16 protein-coding genes and 1 tRNA gene are annotated in these 16,617 nt (G+C 70.2%); 7 read left to right on the top strand and 10 right to left on the bottom strand.

All coding sequences use genetic code 11. The features are described 5' to 3' along the window. Position 1: 1 nt before the first annotated feature. Both ACIQOU_RS08175 and ACIQOU_RS08170 read right to left on the bottom strand, forming a co-directional pair. A complete protein-coding gene (locus ACIQOU_RS08175; RefSeq protein WP_401535054.1) occupies positions 2-484 on the bottom strand; it encodes an NUDIX domain-containing protein in 483 nt (160 codons plus the stop codon). Between the two features lie 10 nt (positions 485-494). Continuing rightward, a complete protein-coding gene (locus ACIQOU_RS08170) occupies positions 495-944 on the bottom strand; it encodes a hypothetical protein (protein WP_401535051.1) in 450 nt (149 codons plus the stop codon). A 713-nt stretch (positions 945-1,657) separates the two neighbouring features. Here ACIQOU_RS08170 and ACIQOU_RS08165 point away from each other — a divergent pair. Continuing rightward, positions 1,658-2,500, top strand: a complete 843-nt coding sequence (locus tag ACIQOU_RS08165) for a PE-PGRS family protein (protein ID WP_401535048.1) — start codon at positions 1,658-1,660, stop codon at positions 2,498-2,500. On the opposite strand, the gene ACIQOU_RS08160 is transcribed toward ACIQOU_RS08165, so the two are convergent. From ACIQOU_RS08160 to ACIQOU_RS08145, 4 genes are all read right to left on the bottom strand, one after another. Continuing rightward, on the bottom strand, positions 2,430-4,067 hold the full coding sequence (locus ACIQOU_RS08160) for a PE-PGRS family protein (RefSeq protein WP_401535046.1): 1,638 nt from the start codon (positions 4,065-4,067) through the stop codon (positions 2,430-2,432). The genes ACIQOU_RS08165 and ACIQOU_RS08160 overlap by 71 nt on opposite strands. Before the next feature lie 218 nt (positions 4,068-4,285). Then, positions 4,286-4,359, bottom strand: a tRNA-Pro gene (locus ACIQOU_RS08155). A gap of 48 nt (positions 4,360-4,407) precedes the next feature. Next, on the bottom strand, positions 4,408-5,178 hold the full coding sequence (locus ACIQOU_RS08150; protein WP_401535043.1) for a Pr6Pr family membrane protein: 771 nt from the start codon (positions 5,176-5,178) through the stop codon (positions 4,408-4,410). A 208-nt stretch (positions 5,179-5,386) separates the two neighbouring features. Then, a complete protein-coding gene (locus ACIQOU_RS08145; protein WP_401535041.1) occupies positions 5,387-6,331 on the bottom strand; it encodes a metallophosphoesterase in 945 nt (314 codons plus the stop codon). Positions 6,332-6,447: 116 nt separating this feature from the next. Here ACIQOU_RS08145 and ACIQOU_RS08140 point away from each other — a divergent pair, with 116 nt between their 5' ends. Next, a complete protein-coding gene (locus ACIQOU_RS08140; RefSeq protein WP_401535039.1) occupies positions 6,448-6,915 on the top strand; it encodes a GatB/YqeY domain-containing protein in 468 nt (155 codons plus the stop codon). A 247-nt stretch (positions 6,916-7,162) separates the two neighbouring features. On the opposite strand, the gene ACIQOU_RS08135 is transcribed toward ACIQOU_RS08140, so the two are convergent. After that, entirely contained in the window at positions 7,163-9,478 is a 2,316-nt protein-coding gene (locus ACIQOU_RS08135; protein WP_401535037.1) for a transglycosylase domain-containing protein, read from the bottom strand. 407 nt (positions 9,479-9,885) lie between these two features. Here ACIQOU_RS08135 and wblA point away from each other — a divergent pair, with 407 nt between their 5' ends. Continuing rightward, positions 9,886-10,224, top strand: a complete 339-nt coding sequence (gene wblA, locus ACIQOU_RS08130; protein WP_356037608.1) for a transcriptional regulator WblA — start codon at positions 9,886-9,888, stop codon at positions 10,222-10,224. 485 nt (positions 10,225-10,709) lie between these two features. Here wblA and ACIQOU_RS08125 read toward each other — a convergent pair whose 3' ends face one another. After that, on the bottom strand, positions 10,710-12,101 hold the full coding sequence (locus ACIQOU_RS08125) for an ArsA family ATPase (protein WP_401535034.1): 1,392 nt from the start codon (positions 12,099-12,101) through the stop codon (positions 10,710-10,712). After that, positions 12,098-13,075 (bottom strand): ArsA family ATPase, encoded by a 978-nt coding sequence (locus ACIQOU_RS08120; RefSeq protein WP_401535032.1) that lies wholly within the window; start codon positions 13,073-13,075, stop codon positions 12,098-12,100. Before ACIQOU_RS08120 ends, ACIQOU_RS08125 begins: the two co-directional genes overlap by 4 nt. Before the next feature lie 108 nt (positions 13,076-13,183). Between ACIQOU_RS08120 and ACIQOU_RS08115 the strand changes: the two genes are divergently transcribed. From ACIQOU_RS08115 to ACIQOU_RS08100, 4 genes are all read left to right on the top strand, one after another. After that, the gene (locus tag ACIQOU_RS08115) at positions 13,184-13,339 is read left to right on the top strand and encodes a DUF4177 domain-containing protein (protein ID WP_093836435.1); all 156 of its coding nucleotides are present in this window, start codon (positions 13,184-13,186) and stop codon (positions 13,337-13,339) included. Then, on the top strand, positions 13,336-13,803 hold the full coding sequence (locus tag ACIQOU_RS08110; protein ID WP_401535029.1) for a RidA family protein: 468 nt from the start codon (positions 13,336-13,338) through the stop codon (positions 13,801-13,803). The genes ACIQOU_RS08115 and ACIQOU_RS08110 overlap by 4 nt, the downstream gene beginning before the upstream one ends. A 177-nt stretch (positions 13,804-13,980) precedes the next feature. Further along, positions 13,981-14,862, top strand: a complete 882-nt coding sequence (locus ACIQOU_RS08105; protein ID WP_401535026.1) for an NUDIX hydrolase — start codon at positions 13,981-13,983, stop codon at positions 14,860-14,862. Next, positions 14,859-15,689: an MBL fold metallo-hydrolase gene (locus ACIQOU_RS08100; protein WP_401535024.1), complete on the top strand. Its 831-nt coding sequence runs from the start codon at positions 14,859-14,861 to the stop codon at positions 15,687-15,689. The genes ACIQOU_RS08105 and ACIQOU_RS08100 overlap by 4 nt, the downstream gene beginning before the upstream one ends. Here the strand turns inward: ACIQOU_RS08100 and ACIQOU_RS08095 are convergent. Further along, positions 15,686-16,531, bottom strand: coding sequence for a nucleotidyltransferase domain-containing protein (locus ACIQOU_RS08095; RefSeq protein WP_401535021.1), 846 nt, complete (start codon positions 16,529-16,531; stop codon positions 15,686-15,688). The genes ACIQOU_RS08100 and ACIQOU_RS08095 overlap by 4 nt on opposite strands. Positions 16,532-16,617: the final 86 nt, after the last annotated feature.

The raw sequence follows: 16,617 nt of genomic DNA, 5'->3' as shown, positions 1-16,617 counted from the left end.
CTCAAGTCCCAGTTTCTGGCGGCACCCCTTGTTCCAGGTAGGCGGTCAGGCTGGCCGCGCGAGCTTGGAGCCCGGCGGTGATCCGGCGTACGAGGCGGGGGATAGTGAGCTCTGGCAGCTGCTCGGCGTCGTGGAAGTCGTAGCTGCGGAGCTCGTCGGCCTGCAACGCGATTTTCTGGCGCTGGTCCGCGCTGAGACGGCCGCCGTCGAAGAGGTAGAGGACCTTATCTCCCTCCCCTGGATTCGGCGCCCAGTCCACGACGAGCAGGCGGCCGATGTGTGGCTTGATGCCCAGCTCCTCGTGGACTTCACGGAGGCAGGCTTGTCGGGGAGACTCCCCCTGCTCGACGTATCCGCCGGGGATGTCGCGGTAGTCCTTGTATGAGGGTTCGACGAGCAGGACTCGGTCGGCGTCGTCGAAGAAGAGTGCGCCGGCCGCCATACGTGGGTGGGCCATCTTCGCTTCGTGCTCGTTCTCGGTCACGGGACGGACTTTAACCGCCGACGACGCCGAGTCTGCGTGCCAGGTCTGCCACCGGCTGGGATGGGTGGCCTCGGGTGCCTCGAATCGCGTCGTGCAGCGCATGCCGGTAGGCATAGATACCGGCCTCCTGCAGCATGGCGGTCTCATCGGCGTTGACGATCTGGGCCTGCAGTTCGGCGAGCCGCCGCTCGGCGCCGAAGACGTCCTTGCGGTGCCGGTCGGCCTCCTTGCGGACCCGCTCGGTCTCCTTCGCCGTCCGGCGCGCGTCGCCGAGAATCTCCTTCGCCGTCTCGCGCGCGTCCTTGAGGATCCCCTCGGCCTCCTCGGCGGCTTCGGCGGACATCCGCTCACGCAGCTCAGCGGCCTCCGCCTCGACCTGCCGCACAAGGCCGGCGACCCGCGCGGCATCCAGTCCCTGCGTCTGTGCGATCCACGCCCGCAGCTCCTCGGCCTCGGACACCGCATCCGAACGCCGGCGCCCGAACAGCCCTCCCTTCCGAGGAGCCGGCACCGCGGTCGTGCTCCCGGGAGCGGCCGCGACTGGCACCGCAGAGGCTCCCGTGGCAGGGCCCACAGCGAGAGCGTCGGTGGTGGAGTCGGCCTCAGGAACCCACAGCTGCCATCCCGCCGGCATCGGGGGCCACAAGGGGTCGGGCCGCCACTCAGGCGGCGGCATCCATCCCGCGGGTGGCACAGGCCAACCCGGCGGCGGATTGAAACGGTAAGTAATCATTCCCCACCCCCTCGCCCCTGAGGCTCCCCAGCACACAGGACGCCGGATATTCCCGGCAAACGTAGAGTGACATTTTCTTGGTGATCAGCCACTTGATCACCCGCATATTCCACCTCGTAACCATCCTGTGACTATGTGTGAGGGTCTCTCCGGGGGAGGGACACGACTTCCAGGTGGAACGCGACGAAGTCCCCGGCCGGGCGAACTGGCCGACGAGCCAATGAGTCTCGTACGTGGACGGAGCGTCGTCCGGTGAGACACGCTACGAGGGACAGCGCGGATGGCCGGACGTGCTGCTGTGTCCCCTTGCGCTTGCTGCCGGGCGAAGACATCTCGCGCGATGCATCGCAGGGCGGCGTCAACTTGGTGATGAGGAGCCGGTGCCGGTAGTTATGGCAAACGCCCAGTGATGGGTCCAACAGACCTGGCTCAATAGGCACATGGAGATTGGCGAGCACTGGGCCTACCGCGCGAGGCCGAAGGAGCTGGGCGGCGCGGTTCGCCAGGTGGAGGTCGTTCGCGTGGGCGGCCCTGGCAGGTCTGGCTGGGTCCACATGCGGTTTCTCGAAGGCGATGCCGCCGGCCTGCAGGAGTGGGTCAGTTCCGGCTCCCTCGTAGCGCCGTGGGCGGATGTCGATACGTTCCGCGCGGACGACGCAGCAGAGTTGACGCTGGTGGAGTCCTCACGCCACGTCCGGGGCAGCACGGAATTCGAGGCCGCCCGCATGATCCTCGGATTCGTTCGCCCGAAGAACAGGTTGCGACTGCGCCGAACGGTGGCGGACGCAGGCGTTCTGGAGCTGAGCCGCCTCGACGAGACTGCACCGCTCATCGGCATGGACGCCGCCGAACTACGCGGCGACACCATGGTGTTCGAGAACCACCGCGGAATGTGCCTGGCCGGGTGGCCGGTCACCGAGCGCATCGCCCGCCACGTGGCCGGACGCCTCGCCGACGAGATCCTTCCGGAGGTGGACCGCAAACAGCAGGACATCGAGCAGGAGCGTGCCCAGTCCTCCTGGTACTCCTACAGCCGGCGTGACGAGCGCAAGTTGGACGCGGAGGCGGCAGTCCTTCGCACCGTCCGAGCGTGGTGCGGCCAGGACAAGGCTGACCGCTACGACGAGTTGGTTGCGCTGCGCGCCGAGGTCATCCGGCTCGGGGAGTTGGTCGAGAAGGCGGTCAAGGCCCTACGCGACCGCGGCCATGGCGTCATCGCCTCCACCATTGAGCGCGACCTGGGCGTCCATATCTCCAGCCTTGATCCTGACGTGCGTCGATGAGACCGCGCCACGGATCTGGCTCCGCCCTAGGTGGTGCCGGCTGAGCAGGAGGCTTCGTCTCCTGCTCCGGCCGGTGTGGGTGCCAGCCGTCGAGGAACGGCCGCAGTTGATCTCCCGTCGGCTCCGCATGAAAGTTGAGAGAAGCCAAGCCCTTGTTGCTAAGGGTGGGGTCGAGCCGGTCGGCCTCCGCCTTCCCCCAAGCCGACCACTCTCGCAGCCTCTTGGCTTCGAGGGCGTCTTTCGACGCCGCGGCGGCTTCATCCAGAGCGGCACAGAACATTCGGATCTCCCCTGCGGCCTGCCACTGCTCAAGGGCCGTGCCGAAGCGCTCGGCCCGTACCGCGTGAACCGCCTTGACCGAAGCCACGCTGACGGCGGCCTCCCACTCCCGCCGCTCCCGCTCCTCTCGCTCCGCTTCCAGCCGCCGGCGCTCGGCCTCCTGACGCTCCCGCTCCTCTCGCAGCCGCTGTTGCTCCGCCTCACGTTCCAGCCGAGCCCGTTCCTGTTCCTCCGCACGGGCCTTCAGCGCCCTCAGGACTGAACCGATCTGGTCCTCCAGCGGCTTCTTGGCGGTGTCGGCCCACTCCTTCTTCCAGCCGTAGCTGTAGCCCGATTGCTGGCTGACCAGCAGCTCCAGCTCGCCGGACGGCTCGAACTTCTGGGCTGGGGTGACACGTTGCCAGTCGTATGTACGGCGGCCTGGCTGCTTAGGAACGTACCGGACCGGCTTCTGCCGTTCGCGGAAGCTGACCTCGTACGTCCTGCCGTGGACGGTGAGCAGCGGCCTCGGCTGTCTGCGCTTCTTCGACACCGCGATCTCGCCGTGGCGTGCGAGGGCTTCCTCGGCGAGGAGCCGGAGCAGCGAGAGCACCCGGGGGAGGACCTCCTCCGAGATCTCGAAGGCGCTGTGGTCCGCGCTGACTGCGGCGATCACGTCCTCGACATCGGTGATCACACGGCTGCGCGCCAGCCGGATACGGTTCCACTCGGTTTCGTCCTCGCCGGTCACTCGGAGCAGGCCGAGGAAGAAGTCCCCCTTCGCCCGCCCGCTGTACTTCAGGCTGTATCCCTCGGGGGCACACTGCCGCGCCGCGTCGAACGCCCTGCGGTAACGGGCCCGCTCCTCGTCGCTGGGGTTCGGGATCCGGAGGATCCGCCCAGCCTGCTGTACCTCCGCGATCAAGGCGGCTCCGACTTCCGCCGGCGACAGCTGGGGGGCCTTGGGGGCGCGCTTCGACGCCGGCTTCGTTGCGGACGGGGCTGCGTCTTGCTTCTGTGGCGGAGGGGTCGGTCGTGCCGGTTGGTCGGAACCTGTTGACCGCTGCTTGCGCTGAGCTGGTTCCGGCCGGTCCGGGTGATGGCCGTGTTCCAGGTAGAAGCGTCCCGCGTCGGTGATATCCGCCTGCCATTTCCCATCCTGCTTGGGCATGGTGATCAGACACCGCTCCTTCAGCGCGCGAGCGGTGAGAGCGAACTCGGGGCTGTCCGACGTGACGGGGTCGGCTCCATCCCCGATGCGGGTGAGGAGTGCGAGCTGCCGGTCATTTAACGGAGACCATCGGTGCATGTCGATCGTCGTACCGTCTGTTGTCTCCTCGGCACAAGCCGTGGGGAGGACTCCTGCGGAGCGCACGGCGTACTCGGAGGCGGAACACCTCTCGCTGGGAGCCGCCGGGGAGCCGCTCCCCGAAGTCGGCTCCCAAATGGCTCCCAAAACGGGGCCGCAACGCAAATCAGGCCCGGCACTGATCTCTCAGTACCGAGCCTGACCTGGTGTTTCGGCTGTCGGGGTGGCGGGATTTGAACCCACGACCTCTTCGTCCCGAACGAAGCGCGCTACCAAGCTGCGCCACACCCCGATGTCGCTGCTTGTCGCGGCGACGTCGTTTACTTTAGCCCACCGGTGGCTAGAGACGAAATCCGGTTTTGGCGCGGTGGTGGACGGTGTTGGGGCGGGCGTGGTCGACGGCGACGAGGACGACCGCGAGGGCGTAGCAGGCCAGGCCCAGCAGGAGCGCGTTGCTCAGAACGCTCTTGTAGCCGTGGAGGTCGATGTCCAGGAACGGGTAGAGATAGCGGCCCGACGTCCCCGGCAGGATCAGTTCGCCCCGGGTGAGGGTGAGGGCGAGGTAGATCAAGGGGTACAGCATCCACGTCGATGCCTGGCGTACCCGAAGGCGGGCCGGCGGTGTCAGCAGCAGCCAGTCCAGTGCCGCCGCGACGGGCGTCACCGTCTGGAGGAGTTGGCTCGCCAGTGAGGCCCAGCCGGACGGGCCGTGCACCGTCGGCGTCATCGTGAACGGGGGAGTGCCGTCGGCCAGGAGCAGGTGGTACACCGCGCCGGTGATCATGACGTACAGCAGCGTCGCGCCGGTCAGGGCGGAAGGGAGCGGGCGCCTGGCCGACCAGGCCCTGCGGGCCGCCGAGACGCAGACCAGCGCCAGTAGGATGTTCGACTGGACCGCGAAGAAGGTGAGGACGCGGACCGGGCTGCCGAGGAACAGTTCGATCGTCACGCCCGTCACCGCGGCCAGGGCGATCAGCAGACGGTAGACGGCTGTCAGGGGGTGTCGTACGGGGGCCACCACCGCAGAGGCGGGGACCGGCGCGGGCAGCAGCGCGGGGATGCCCGGGACCACGGGAAGGTCCGGGATGTCCCTCGGTATCGGGGTGGTCATGCCCTCACGCTAAGCAGGTTGGGCGAAACGGGCGATACAGGGCAAGCCGTGTGGGTTACACGGGCCCACCCGCCAGCCGAGCACCGCGCTCCTCAGCCCCCCTCACGACGCCGAGCGGCCCAGCCCCTTCCCCGCCCCCGCGACGCCGAGCGGCCCAGCCTCTTCCCCGCCCCGCCCCTCACCGACCCCCCCGCACCCCCCCGCCCCCTCACCGAACCCGGCGTCCCCCGCCCCGTTCCACCAGTGTCAGCAGGGTTGCTTCCGGGGGGCAGGCGAAGCGGACCGGGGTGTAGCGGTTGGTGCCGCAGCCCGCCGAGACGTGGAGGTAGGACGTACGGCCCTCCGCGTCATGCGTGGAGAGGCCCTTCACGCGGTCCGTGTCCAGGTCGCAGTTGGTGACGAGGGCGCCGTAGAAGGGGATGCAGAGCTGGCCGCCGTGGGTGTGGCCGGCCAGCACCAGCGGATACCCGTCCGCCGTGAACGAGTCCAGGACCCGCAGGTACGGCGCGTGCACCACGCCCATCGAGAAGTCCGCCGCACCGGACGGACCGCCGGCCACCTGCGCGTACCGGTCGCGCTTGATGTGCGGGTCGTCCAGTCCCGTCAGCTCCAGCGACGTGCCCTCGATCTTCAGGGTGCCGCGTGTGTTCGTGAGGTTGAGCCAGCCCGCGGCGTCGAAACCGTCGCGCAGGTCCTCCCACGGGTTGTGGATCGCGCCGGTGGCCGGCGGGTTGCCGTTGAGACCGGTGCGTCCGCTCGCCTTCTCCAGGAGGTAGCGGGCGGGGTTGCGCAGCTTGGGGCCGTAGTAGTCGTTCGAACCGAACACATACGCGCCCGGGAACTCCATCAGCGGGCCGAGCGCGTCCAGGACCTCGGGCACGCCCTCCGGGTCGGACAGGTTGTCGCCCGTGTTGATCACGAAGTCGGGGCGCAGGCCGGCCAGCGAACGCAGCCAGCGCTGCTTCTTGTACTGCCCGCCGACCATATGGATGTCGGAGACCTGGAGCACGCGCAGCGGGCGCATCCCGGTCGGCAGCACCGGGATCGTCACCCGCCGGAGGCGGAAGGAGCGGGCCTCGAAGCCCGCCGCGTACAACACACCGGCGGCGCCAGCCGCCGCGAGGGACAGAGGTACTCCGTATCGCGCGCGCATTCCTCCATCGTGTCAGACGGGTCTGACAGTCCACGCCCCACCGCCCCTCCCGCCGAGGCGCCCCACGGCCCCAAAACAAGGGGCGTCGCTCCTCGCGCACCTGCGACAATCGGGCCATGACCACCAACCTCAAGTCGAAGCTGCACGAAGACCTCAACGTCGCGATCAAGGAGCGGAACGAACTGCGCTCCTCGACGCTCCGGCTGACGCTCACGGCGATCACCAAGGAGGAGGTCGCGGGCACCGAGAAGCGTGAGCTCTCCGACGACGAGGTCCAGACGGTGATCGCCAGGGAGGCGAAGAAGCGCCGCGAGGCGGCCGACGCGTTCGCCCAGGGCGGCCGCGCCGAGCAGGCCGAGCGCGAGAAGGCGGAGGGCGAGGTCCTCGCCGAGTACCTGCCCAAGCAGCTGAACGACGACGAGCTGAACGGCATCGTCGCGCAGGCCGTCGCCGAGGCCAAGGCCGCCGGTGCCGAGGGCCCGCGTGCCATGGGCACCGTCATGAAGATCGTGAACCCCAAGGTGGCCGGTCTCGCCGAGGGCGGCCGGGTCGCCGCAGCCGTCAAGAAGCTGCTCGCGGGCTGAAACAACGCCTCTCTCTCAGATGACGACGGCCGCCGCCCGATCCAACTCGGGCAGCGGCCAACGTCGTTCCCACCGAGTCGGCAGGCCGGGTGCCGCACGCGCAACGCGCTGCCCGCCAGCCGTCGTTCCCGCCCTACCGGGCCGCCCGCGCGCTGGTACCCGGAACGGCCGATCGGCCCGCCTCGGGACTGCGAGGTGGGCCGATCGGTCAGGAAGCGGAAGCGGAAGCGGCCAGGTCGGCCGGGGCTCAGCCCCTCCGGCCGCCACGGCCGCCGTTGCCGTTGCTCGTGCCCTGGAACAGGTTGTCCGGGATCGAGAACGTCGGCGTCGGGAAGGTGGTACCGCCGGTCGTGCCGCCGGTGCTGGCGTCGGTGCCCCCGGTCACGCCGCCCGTGCTGGTGCCGCCGACGAGGCCGCCGATGAACCCGGTGTCGGTGCCGCCGCCGTTGTTGCCGTCGTCGTTGCCGGGGTTCTTGCTCTTGCCGCCGTCGGGGATGTTGACGAGATTGAAGTCCGGCGCGGGCTTGCCCTGGAGGGCGCCGGTCATCATGTCGCGCCAGATCGGGCCCGGCACCTCGCCGCCGTACACCTTGTCGTGCGGGACGCCGCCGATGGTGATGTTGATCATGCGGCGCTTGTGGGCCGGGTCGCCGACCCAGACCGCGCCCGCCATGTTCGGCGTGTACCCGACGAACCAGGCGGCGTAACGGCTGTCCGTCGTACCGGTCTTACCGGCGCTCGGGCGGCTGCCGAGGCCCGCCTCCTGGCCCGTACCGTCCTCGACGACGCCCTTGAGGAGCGTGCTGACGGTGTCGGCCGTGGTCCGCGACATCGCGCGCGAGCACGTCGACTTGGGCACCTGGAGCGACTTCTTCTGGTTGCCGACGGTCTGCGTGATCGACTGGATGGCGACCGGCGTGCAGTACATGCCGCGCGAGGCGAACGTCGCGTACGCGCTCGCCATGGTCAGCGGGGACATCTCCTGGGTGCCGAGCGCGATGGACGGCGCCTGGACGATCTTGCCGCCGTCCGCGCGGCTGACGCCCATCTTCTTGGCCATGTCGACGACCGGGCAGATGCCGATGTCGCTGATCATCTGCACGTAGTAGGTGTTGACCGACTTCGCGGTCGCTTCCTTCATGGAGTACGGGCCGTGCTCCGACTCGTCCTCGTTGGTCAACTTGGCCGGTTTGGCGGGGTCGTTGCGCCAGTTCTTGCCGCCACAGATGGAGACCGGACTCGGGTACTCCATCTCGTACGGCGACGAGTACGACTTGGTGGCCGGCATCCCGCCCTCCAGCGCGGCGGCCGCCACGATCGGCTTGAACGTCGAACCGGGCTGGTACCCCGCGCCGCCGCCCATGCTCTGGTTCACCGACAGGTTGATCGTCGTCTGATGGTCCTTGACGTCGATGCCGTACGGCCGGGACTGGCCCATCGCCAGGATCTTGCCGGTGCCGGGCTGCACGATGGTCGCGGCGGTCGCCACGTCGTCGCTCTTGTAGACGTGCTCCGCGATGGACGTCTGCGCCGACTCCTGCGCCTGCGGGTCCAACGTCGTACGGATCGTCAGGCCGCCCTGGTTCCAGACCTTCGCGCGGGCCTCGCTGGTCTTGCCGAAGACCGGGTCGGTCAGGAACACCTGGCGCACGTAGTCGCAGAAGAAACCGGCGCCCTTGACGGCGGTGATGCAGCCGTTCTTCGGGCGGCTGGTGTTCAGGCCCAGCGGCGCCTTCATGGCCTTGTCGGCCTCCGCCTTGGAGACGTCGCCGACCTCCGCCATCCGCGCGAGCACGGTGTTGCGGCGCTTGGTGGCCTCCTCCTCGTCGTTGACCGGGTCGTACCGGCTGGGCGACTGGACGATGCCGGCGAGCAGCGCCGACTCCTGGAGGTTCAGATCCTTGGCGGGCTTGGAGAAGTAGCGCTGGGCGGCGGCCTCGACGCCGTACGCCTGCTCACCGAAGAACGTGATGTTCAGGTAGTTCTCCAGGATCTTCTTCTTGCCCAGCTCCTCCTCGACCTGGATCGCGTACTTCAGTTCCTTGATCTTGCGGCCGAGGGTCTGCTGGGTGGCCTGCGCGACCTTCGTCGGGTCGTCACCGGCCTCCTCCACGAAGACGTTCTTGACGTACTGCTGCGTCAACGTCGAGGCGCCCTGGGCCACCCCGCTGCTGCGCACGTTCTTGTTGAGCGCGCGCAGCACGCCCTTGAGGTCGACCGCGCCGTGCTGATAGAAGCGCGAGTCCTCGATCGCGACGATCGCCTTCTGCATGTACGGCGACATGTCCGTGAGCGGCACGACGGTCCGGTCACGCGAGTAGACGGTCGCGATCTGCCCCCCGTCCGCGTCGAGGATCGTGGTGCGCTGACTCAACGGCGGTGTCTTCAGGTTCGTCGGGAGCTCGTCGAAGCTCTCCACCGACCCCTTGGCCGCGAGTCCGAGCGCGCCGAAGGCGGGCAGGGCGATACCGGCCAGGACGGCACCGGCGAGCACGCTGACACCGAGGAATTTGGCGGCCTGCTGCGTAGGGGACAGACCGCCGCCCGAGCGCTTCTTTGGCATGAGGGCAGCCTACGTTCTCATTCGCCGGACACGCGTATATGCCTTGGCCTAAGCTGCTCTCACCTGTCACAGCAGTAGGACTACGTATCAATACGTCCCGCGACCCCGAATCGTTCCGGACGTACCTCATATTTTTGGGGAAGGCGTGTCCGAATCCGCCTTGTGTGTCACCCGAAGTCCGTTGCGTCTCAACAGAACTGCCCCGGTTTGCCGGGATGATCACGCTTGTCGCCCGCTCACTCCCCCGGGTGATCTGCCGCTTACCCATAGTCCGTTCGGGCCATTCAAGATTGGGCCCGACGGGGGTGTTGCGCTGTCTCCGCCTTCCGTAACGTCCTCAACTGGCTGCGGTGAATATGCCGCTGCCGCCGTGGGGGAGCCTCGATTCGGGAGAGGACGGCGCCGGTATGGGCTGGGTAACCGACTGGAGTGCGCAGGCTGCCTGCCGCACTACCGATCCGGATGAACTGTTCGTTCAGGGAGCAGCGCAGAACAGGGCCAAGGCGGTGTGCACCGGATGCCCGGTCCGCACCGAGTGCCTGGCCGATGCGCTCGACAACCGCGTCGAGTTCGGCGTGTGGGGAGGCATGACGGAGCGGGAGCGTCGCGCACTGCTGCGCCGGCGGCCCACGGTGACCTCGTGGCGCCGGCTCCTGGAGACGGCGCGCACGGAGTACGAGCGCGGCGCGGGCATCCTGCCGCTCGACGACGACGAGATCTACGAGAACTACGCGGCGGTGGGCTGACCCACCCCGCACCCCCACGGCCCACGGTCACCGACGACCGGTCTCCGATCGCCGATCTCCGATCACCACCGGTCTCCGATCACCACCGGTCTCCGAATCGCTGGTCAACAGCCGGGGAGGCATGGGCCGTTGACCCAACGTCCTTGACGGCCCCGACGGTTTCGGCGGACTCGCGCGCTTCGACCGGCCAGGCGGCCTCGACCCACTGACTCGGCCTACTGGCGCACTGGCCCACCGTGTCGCTCGATACGGCCTGACCCCTTTCACGGCTTCGGCCGGTACGGCCTGACGCGTTCCATGGTTTCGGCCGCTACTACGGCTTCGGTCGAACACCTCTTCAGTCGAACGTCCTTCAGTCGAACGTCCTTCGGCCGGGCGGTCTCCGGCAGGGCGCTCCTCGACCGGACCGCCCTCGGCCGACGGACCGCCCTCGGCCGACAGGACGCCCCTGGGCGGCCGTCTCCCGGCCCGTCGGCGTCGACGGGTCAGCCCTCGGCGGCGTCGGGGCGTTCGGCCGTGAGACGGCCGCCGATGGCCCGCAGCCCCGCGAGGTCGTGCACATCGCCGGGGAGCGCGGCGACCTCCGCCACGGCCACCTCGGGGTGGCGGGAGGAGAAACGGTCCCGCGTGCGCTGCTCGCGGGAGAGCAGCCGCATCCGGTCGGCGTGCAGCCTCAGCAGGCCCGCGGTGAGCCGGTCGACGCTCTGGGTGTCCTGGTCGTGGTGGCCGGTCCGGCCGTCCTGCTCGGGACCGGGGGGATCGGTCCTGGCGGCGGACGCCGTGCCGGAGGCCTCGGGGGGAGCCGTCGAGGTGGTCGAGGTGTCCGAACCGGCATACGTGTCGGGAGTGTTACGAAGACGAGCTTTCCCGCCGTCCTGATCCACAATGCGGGGCTCCACAAGATTTTCCGCGGCGGCGAGCGCCCGCTCGGCCGACAGCCGGTCGGCGCCGCTGCCGTGGACCCGGTTGAGCACCAGACCGGCGAGCGGCATCGACTCGGCGGCCAGCCTCTCCACGAAGTACGCGGCCTCCCGCAGCGCGTCCCGCTCCGGCGCCGCGACCACCAGGAACGCCGTCCCGGGCGCCTGGAGCAGCTTGTACGTGGCGTCCGCGCGGGTACGGAAACCGCCGAACATCGAGTCCATCGCCGCGACGAACGTCTGCACGTCCTTGAGCAGTTGCCCGCCGAGCACCTTGCCGAGGGCGCCGGTCATCATCGACATGCCGACGTTCAGGAACTTCATCCCGGCCCGCCCGCCGACCTTCGCGGGCGCCAGCAGCACCCGGATCAGCTTGCCGTCCAGGAACGAGCCGAGCCGCTTGGGCGCGTCCAGGAAGTCCAGCGCCGAACGGGACGGCGGGGTGTCGACGACGATCAGGTCCCAGGCGTCGCGGGCCCGCAACTGGCCCAGCTTCTCCATCGCCATGTACTCCTGGGTGCCCGCGAAACCCGCCGACAGCGACTGGTAGAAGGGGTTCGACAGGATCGCGGCGGCTCGCTCCGGGTCCGCGTGCGCCTCGACGATCTCGTCGAACGTGCGCTTCATGTCGAGCATCATGGCGTGCAGTTCGCCGCCGGCCGTCTCGTCGATGCCCTTCACCCGGCGCGGGATGTTGTCCAGCGAGTCGATGCCCATGGACTGGGCGAGCCGACGGGCCGGGTCGATGGTCAGGACGACCACCTTGCGCCCCCGCTCGGCGGCCCGCAGGCCCAACGCCGCCGCCGTCGTCGTCTTGCCGACCCCGCCCGAGCCGCAGCACACCACGATCCGCGTCGTGGGGTCGTCGAGCAGCGGGTCGAGGTCGAGCACGCGCGCGGAGGCGAGCCCGGGACGCGCGCCGGTGCTGTCGTCGGTGGGCGTCGGTTGTGGACTCATGACATCCCCTGTTCGCGCAGCTCGGTGGCGAGTTCGTACAGGCCCGCGAGGTCCACGCCCTCGGCGAGCAGCGGCAGTTCGCGCAGCGCGAGCCCCAGCTCGCCCAGGGCCGCGCGCTGCTCCTGTTCCAGCGCGTGCCGCTCGGCGTACTCCGCCGCCTGGGCCAGCAGCGGGTCCACCAGCTGCTCCGCCTTGCCGCCGCGCCGGGCCCCGCCGAGCCCCGCGTCGGACAACGCGCGGGCGACGGCGGTGCGCGGCACCTTCCGTACGTGTTCCAGGTCTGCCGGGTCCAACACCTCCGGGCGCACCATGTTCACGATGATCTCGCCCACCGGCAGCCGCGCGGCGCGCAGTTCGGCGATGCCGTCGGCGGTCTCCTGGACGGGCATCTCCTCCAGCAGCGTCACCAGGTGCACGGCCGTCTCCGGCGACTTCAGCACCCGCATCACGGCCTGCGCCTGATTGTGTATCGGGCCGATCTTCGCGAGGCCCGCCACCTCGTCGTTCACGTTCAGGAAGCGGGTGACCCGGCCGGTCGGGGGCGCGTCCATCACGACGTGGTCGTAGACGAACCGGCCGCTCTTGTCCTTGCGCCGGACCGCCTCGCACGCCTTGCCGGTCAGCAGGACGTCCCTGACCCCCGGCGCGATGGTGGTGGCGAAGTCGATCGCGCCGAGCTTCTTCAGGGCGCGGCCCGCGCTGCCCAGCTTGTAGAACATCTGGAGGTAGTCCAGCAGCGCCAGTTCGGGATCGATGGCGAGGGCGTACACCTCCCCGCCACCGGGAGCGACGGCGATCTTCCTCTCCTCATAAGGCAACGCCTCCGTCTCGAAGAGCTGCGCGATGCCCTGCCGACCCTCGACCTCGACGAGAAGCGTCCGCTTCCCCTCCGTCGCGAGGGCCAGCGCGAGGGCTGCGGCGACCGTCGTCTTTCCGGTCCCGCCCTTGCCGCTGACGACCTGGAGCCTGCTCACGTCTTCGAGCCTAACCAGTCCCTGTGCCAACCACGCGACAGGCTGTGGATAACTCGGTGTCCTTCGGCCGGGGCTGAGCCCTCCCGGGCAGCGGCTAGAGTCGGCCACATGACCAAGTGGGAATACTCGACCGTGCCGCTGCTCGTCCACGCCACGAAGCAGATTCTGGACACCTGGGGCGAGGACGGCTGGGAGCTGGTGCAGGTCGTGCCCGGGCCCAACCCCGAGCAGCTGGTGGCCTACCTGAAGCGGGCCAAGGCATGAGCGGCGCCGTCGAGGCACGGCTTGCCGAACTGGGCCTGACCCTGCCGGACGTCGTGCCGCCGCTGGCCTCGTACCAGCCGGCCGTGCGCTCCGGCGGCTATGTGTACACCTCCGGCCAGCTGCCCATGGTGGCGGGCAAACTCCCCGTCACCGGTAAGGTCGGCGGGGAGGTCACGCCGGAGGAGGCCAAGGAACTCGCCCGCGTGTGCGCGCTGAACGCCCTGGCCGCCGTCAAATCGGTGACTGGCGATCTCGACGCCATCGCGCGCGTGGTGAAGGTCGTGGGCTTCGTCGCCTCCGCGTCGGACTTCACCGGCCAGCCGGCCGTCGTCAACGGCGCCAGCGAACTCCTCGGTGAGGTCCTCGGCGACAAGGGCGTGCACGCGCGCAGCGCCGTGGGCGTCGCGGTGCTCCCGCTGGACGCACCGGTCGAGGTCGAGATCCAGGTGGAACTCGTCCCGTAGTCCCGTAGTCCCGTGGTTCAGGCCCGTGGTTCACGGTCCCGCAGGCGTTCGTCAGGCAGGCGTTCGGCGAGCGGCACCGACGAGGTGGGCGGGAGGAACGAGGCGGCGGCCCCGCGGTCGTCCCTCCTGCTCCGGCCACCTCTCGAACATTCGCGCGCCACGGGATAGCCTCCGCCCATGGCGAATGGGCAGTGGTTCCCCGAGGAGTGGCCGGAACGCATCCGCGCGCTCGCGCGGGGCACACTCACCCCGGCCGTCCCCAAGAGGGCGGCCACCGTCATGCTCCTCAAGGACACCGACGCCGGACCCGTCGTCCATATGCTGCGCCGACGCGCCTCCATGGCTTTCGCCGGGGGCGCGTACGCGTATCCGGGCGGCGGCGTCGACCCGCGCGACGACGAGCCCGGCATCCGCTGGGCGGGCCCCACGCGCGCGTGGTGGGCACGGCGGCTCGGGGTCGACGAGGCCGAGGCCCAGGCCCTCGTCTGCGCCGCCGTGCGCGAGACCTACGAGGAGGCCGGCGTCCTGCTCGCCGGGGACGCCCCCGACACCGTCGTCGGCGACACCACCGGCGCCGACTGGGAGGCCGACCGCGCGGCCCTGGTCGAACGGGAGCTGTCCTTCGGTCAGTTCCTGGAGCGCCGGGGCCTGGTGCTGCGGTCCGACCTGCTCGGCGCCTGGACGCGCTGGATCACCCCGGAGTTCGAGCCGCGCCGCTACGACACGTTCTTCTTCGTCGCCGCCCTCCCGGCCGGGCAGCGCACCCGCAACGCCTCCACCGAGGCCGACCGCACCGTGTGGACGCGCCCCGCGGAGGCCGCCGCCCGCTACGACCGGGGCGAGCTGCTGATGATGCCGCCCACCCTCGCCACCCTGCGCCAACTGGTCCCGTACGCCAGCGCCGCCGACGCCCTCGCCGCGGCCCCCGCGCGGGACCTCACCGCCGTTCTCGCGCGGGCCCGCCTCGACGGTGACGAGGTCGTGCTGTCCTGGCCGGGACACGACGAGTTCACCCGGCGCGTCCCGACCGACCTGCCGACCGGTGGAGCCCCCGTATGACGGACGCGGCAGCCCTCCCCGGCCAGCCCCGGGACGCGGTCCTCTCGGGGCCCGCCACCGCGCGCGCGGTCAACGTGCTCGCGCCCAACGCGTCGGCGATGACCCTGGACGGCACCAACACCTGGCTGCTCGCCGAGCCGGACTCCGACCTCGCCGTCGTCGTCGACCCGGGGCCGCTGGACGAGGGTCATCTGAGGGCCGTCCTGGACGCGGCGGAACGTTCCGGCAGGCGGGTCGCGCTGACCCTGCTCACCCATGGCCACCCCGATCACGCGGAGGGCGCCGCCCGGTTCGCCGAGCTGACCGGCACCCGGGTGCGGGCCCTGGACCCGGCGCTGCGCCTCGGCGACGAGGGACTGGCCGCCGGGGACGTCGTCACCGTCGGCGGCCTGGAGCTGCGGGTGGTGCCCACCCCGGGCCACACCTCGGACTCGCTGTGCTTCCATCTCCCGGCCGACCGGGCCGTCCTCACCGGCGACACCATCCTGGGGCGCGGCACGACCGTCGTGGCCCACCCCGACGGCCGCCTGGGCGACTATCTGGACTCGCTGCGGCGGCTGCGGTCCCTCGCGGTCGACGACGGCGTCCACACCGTGCTGCCGGGCCACGGCCCTGTCCTGGAGGACGCGCAGGGCGCCGTGGAGTTCTACCTCGCCCACCGCGCCCACCGGCTCGCCCAGGTCGAGACGGCGGTCGAGGACGGCCACCGCACCCCGGACCAGGTCGTCGCCCACGTCTACGCGGACGTCGACCGCTCCCTGTGGCCGGCCGCCGAACTCTCCGTACGGGCCCAGCTGGACTACCTGCGCGAGCACGGCATCATCTAGGCCGCCTCGTCCGGCCGGGGTGCCTTGATGCCGTGCACGCGTGCGTACTCGTCGGCGAGCCAGGGGCCGAGGTCGTCGACGTAGCGGCGCAGCACCGCCGGGTCGCCGTTCGGTTCGTGGCCGAGTCCTGCGGCGGTCTGCATCTCCCACGCCCGCTGCTCGTAGTACGACCCGAACACGTCGGCCATCTCGGTGAGGTCGCTGGTCCAGCCGTTCCAACGGGGCATCACGAGCGTGAACCCGGTGCGCACGAGGTGGCGGGACAGGAAGCGCACGAGGCGCCGCCTGGCCGCCTCGGACGCCGGGTCGGCCGCGTTCCCGGCCGCCTCGATCCGCCGGCGCCAGCGGGGCAGCAGCAGCGCGAGATCGCCGTTGGTCTCCCGGGCGAGGTGGGAGTCGGGGCGGTAGCGCGGCAGGTACTCGGCGAGATCGTCGCCGAGCAGCGGGGTGCACAGGCAGGCGACGAACCAGCCCAGGTCGTAGGTCTCGGCGTCGCTCAGCAGCCGTTCCCTGCCGTACAGCAGCGCGGCGACCCCGTCGACCTCGGGGAACTCCCGGTCGACGGCCGCGCCCAGCGCCGCAGCGGCCGCCCGGTCCGCCGCCGTGGGCTCCTCATGCAGGGCGACGAGCAGATCCAGGTCGCTGCGCCCCACGCGCGCGGTGCCACGCGGGACCGAGCCGTAGAGGTAGGCGCTGTGCAGCCGGGCCCCGAAGGCGTCCAGGAGCCGGTCACGGGCGAGCGCGACGACCGGCCGGAACGTGGACGGCACGCGCGCGAGGGAGCCTTCCCGGGCGATGTACCCCTGGGCGTCGAGCCCTCTGGAGGGAGCCTTTTCAGCCATGAGCCCACTCTGCCAAGCCCGGCCCACCCGGACCCCGGGACGGGGCCGTTCGAGCGGGAATGAGCCGAGCGGCGCCTCCTAGGGCC

This window comes from Streptomyces sp. NPDC091279, from assembly GCF_044757465.1.
Classification (GTDB): domain Bacteria; phylum Actinomycetota; class Actinomycetes; order Streptomycetales; family Streptomycetaceae; genus Streptomyces.
Note: the sequence above shows the minus strand (reverse complement) of the source record. Positions and strands in the feature narration are given on the sequence as shown.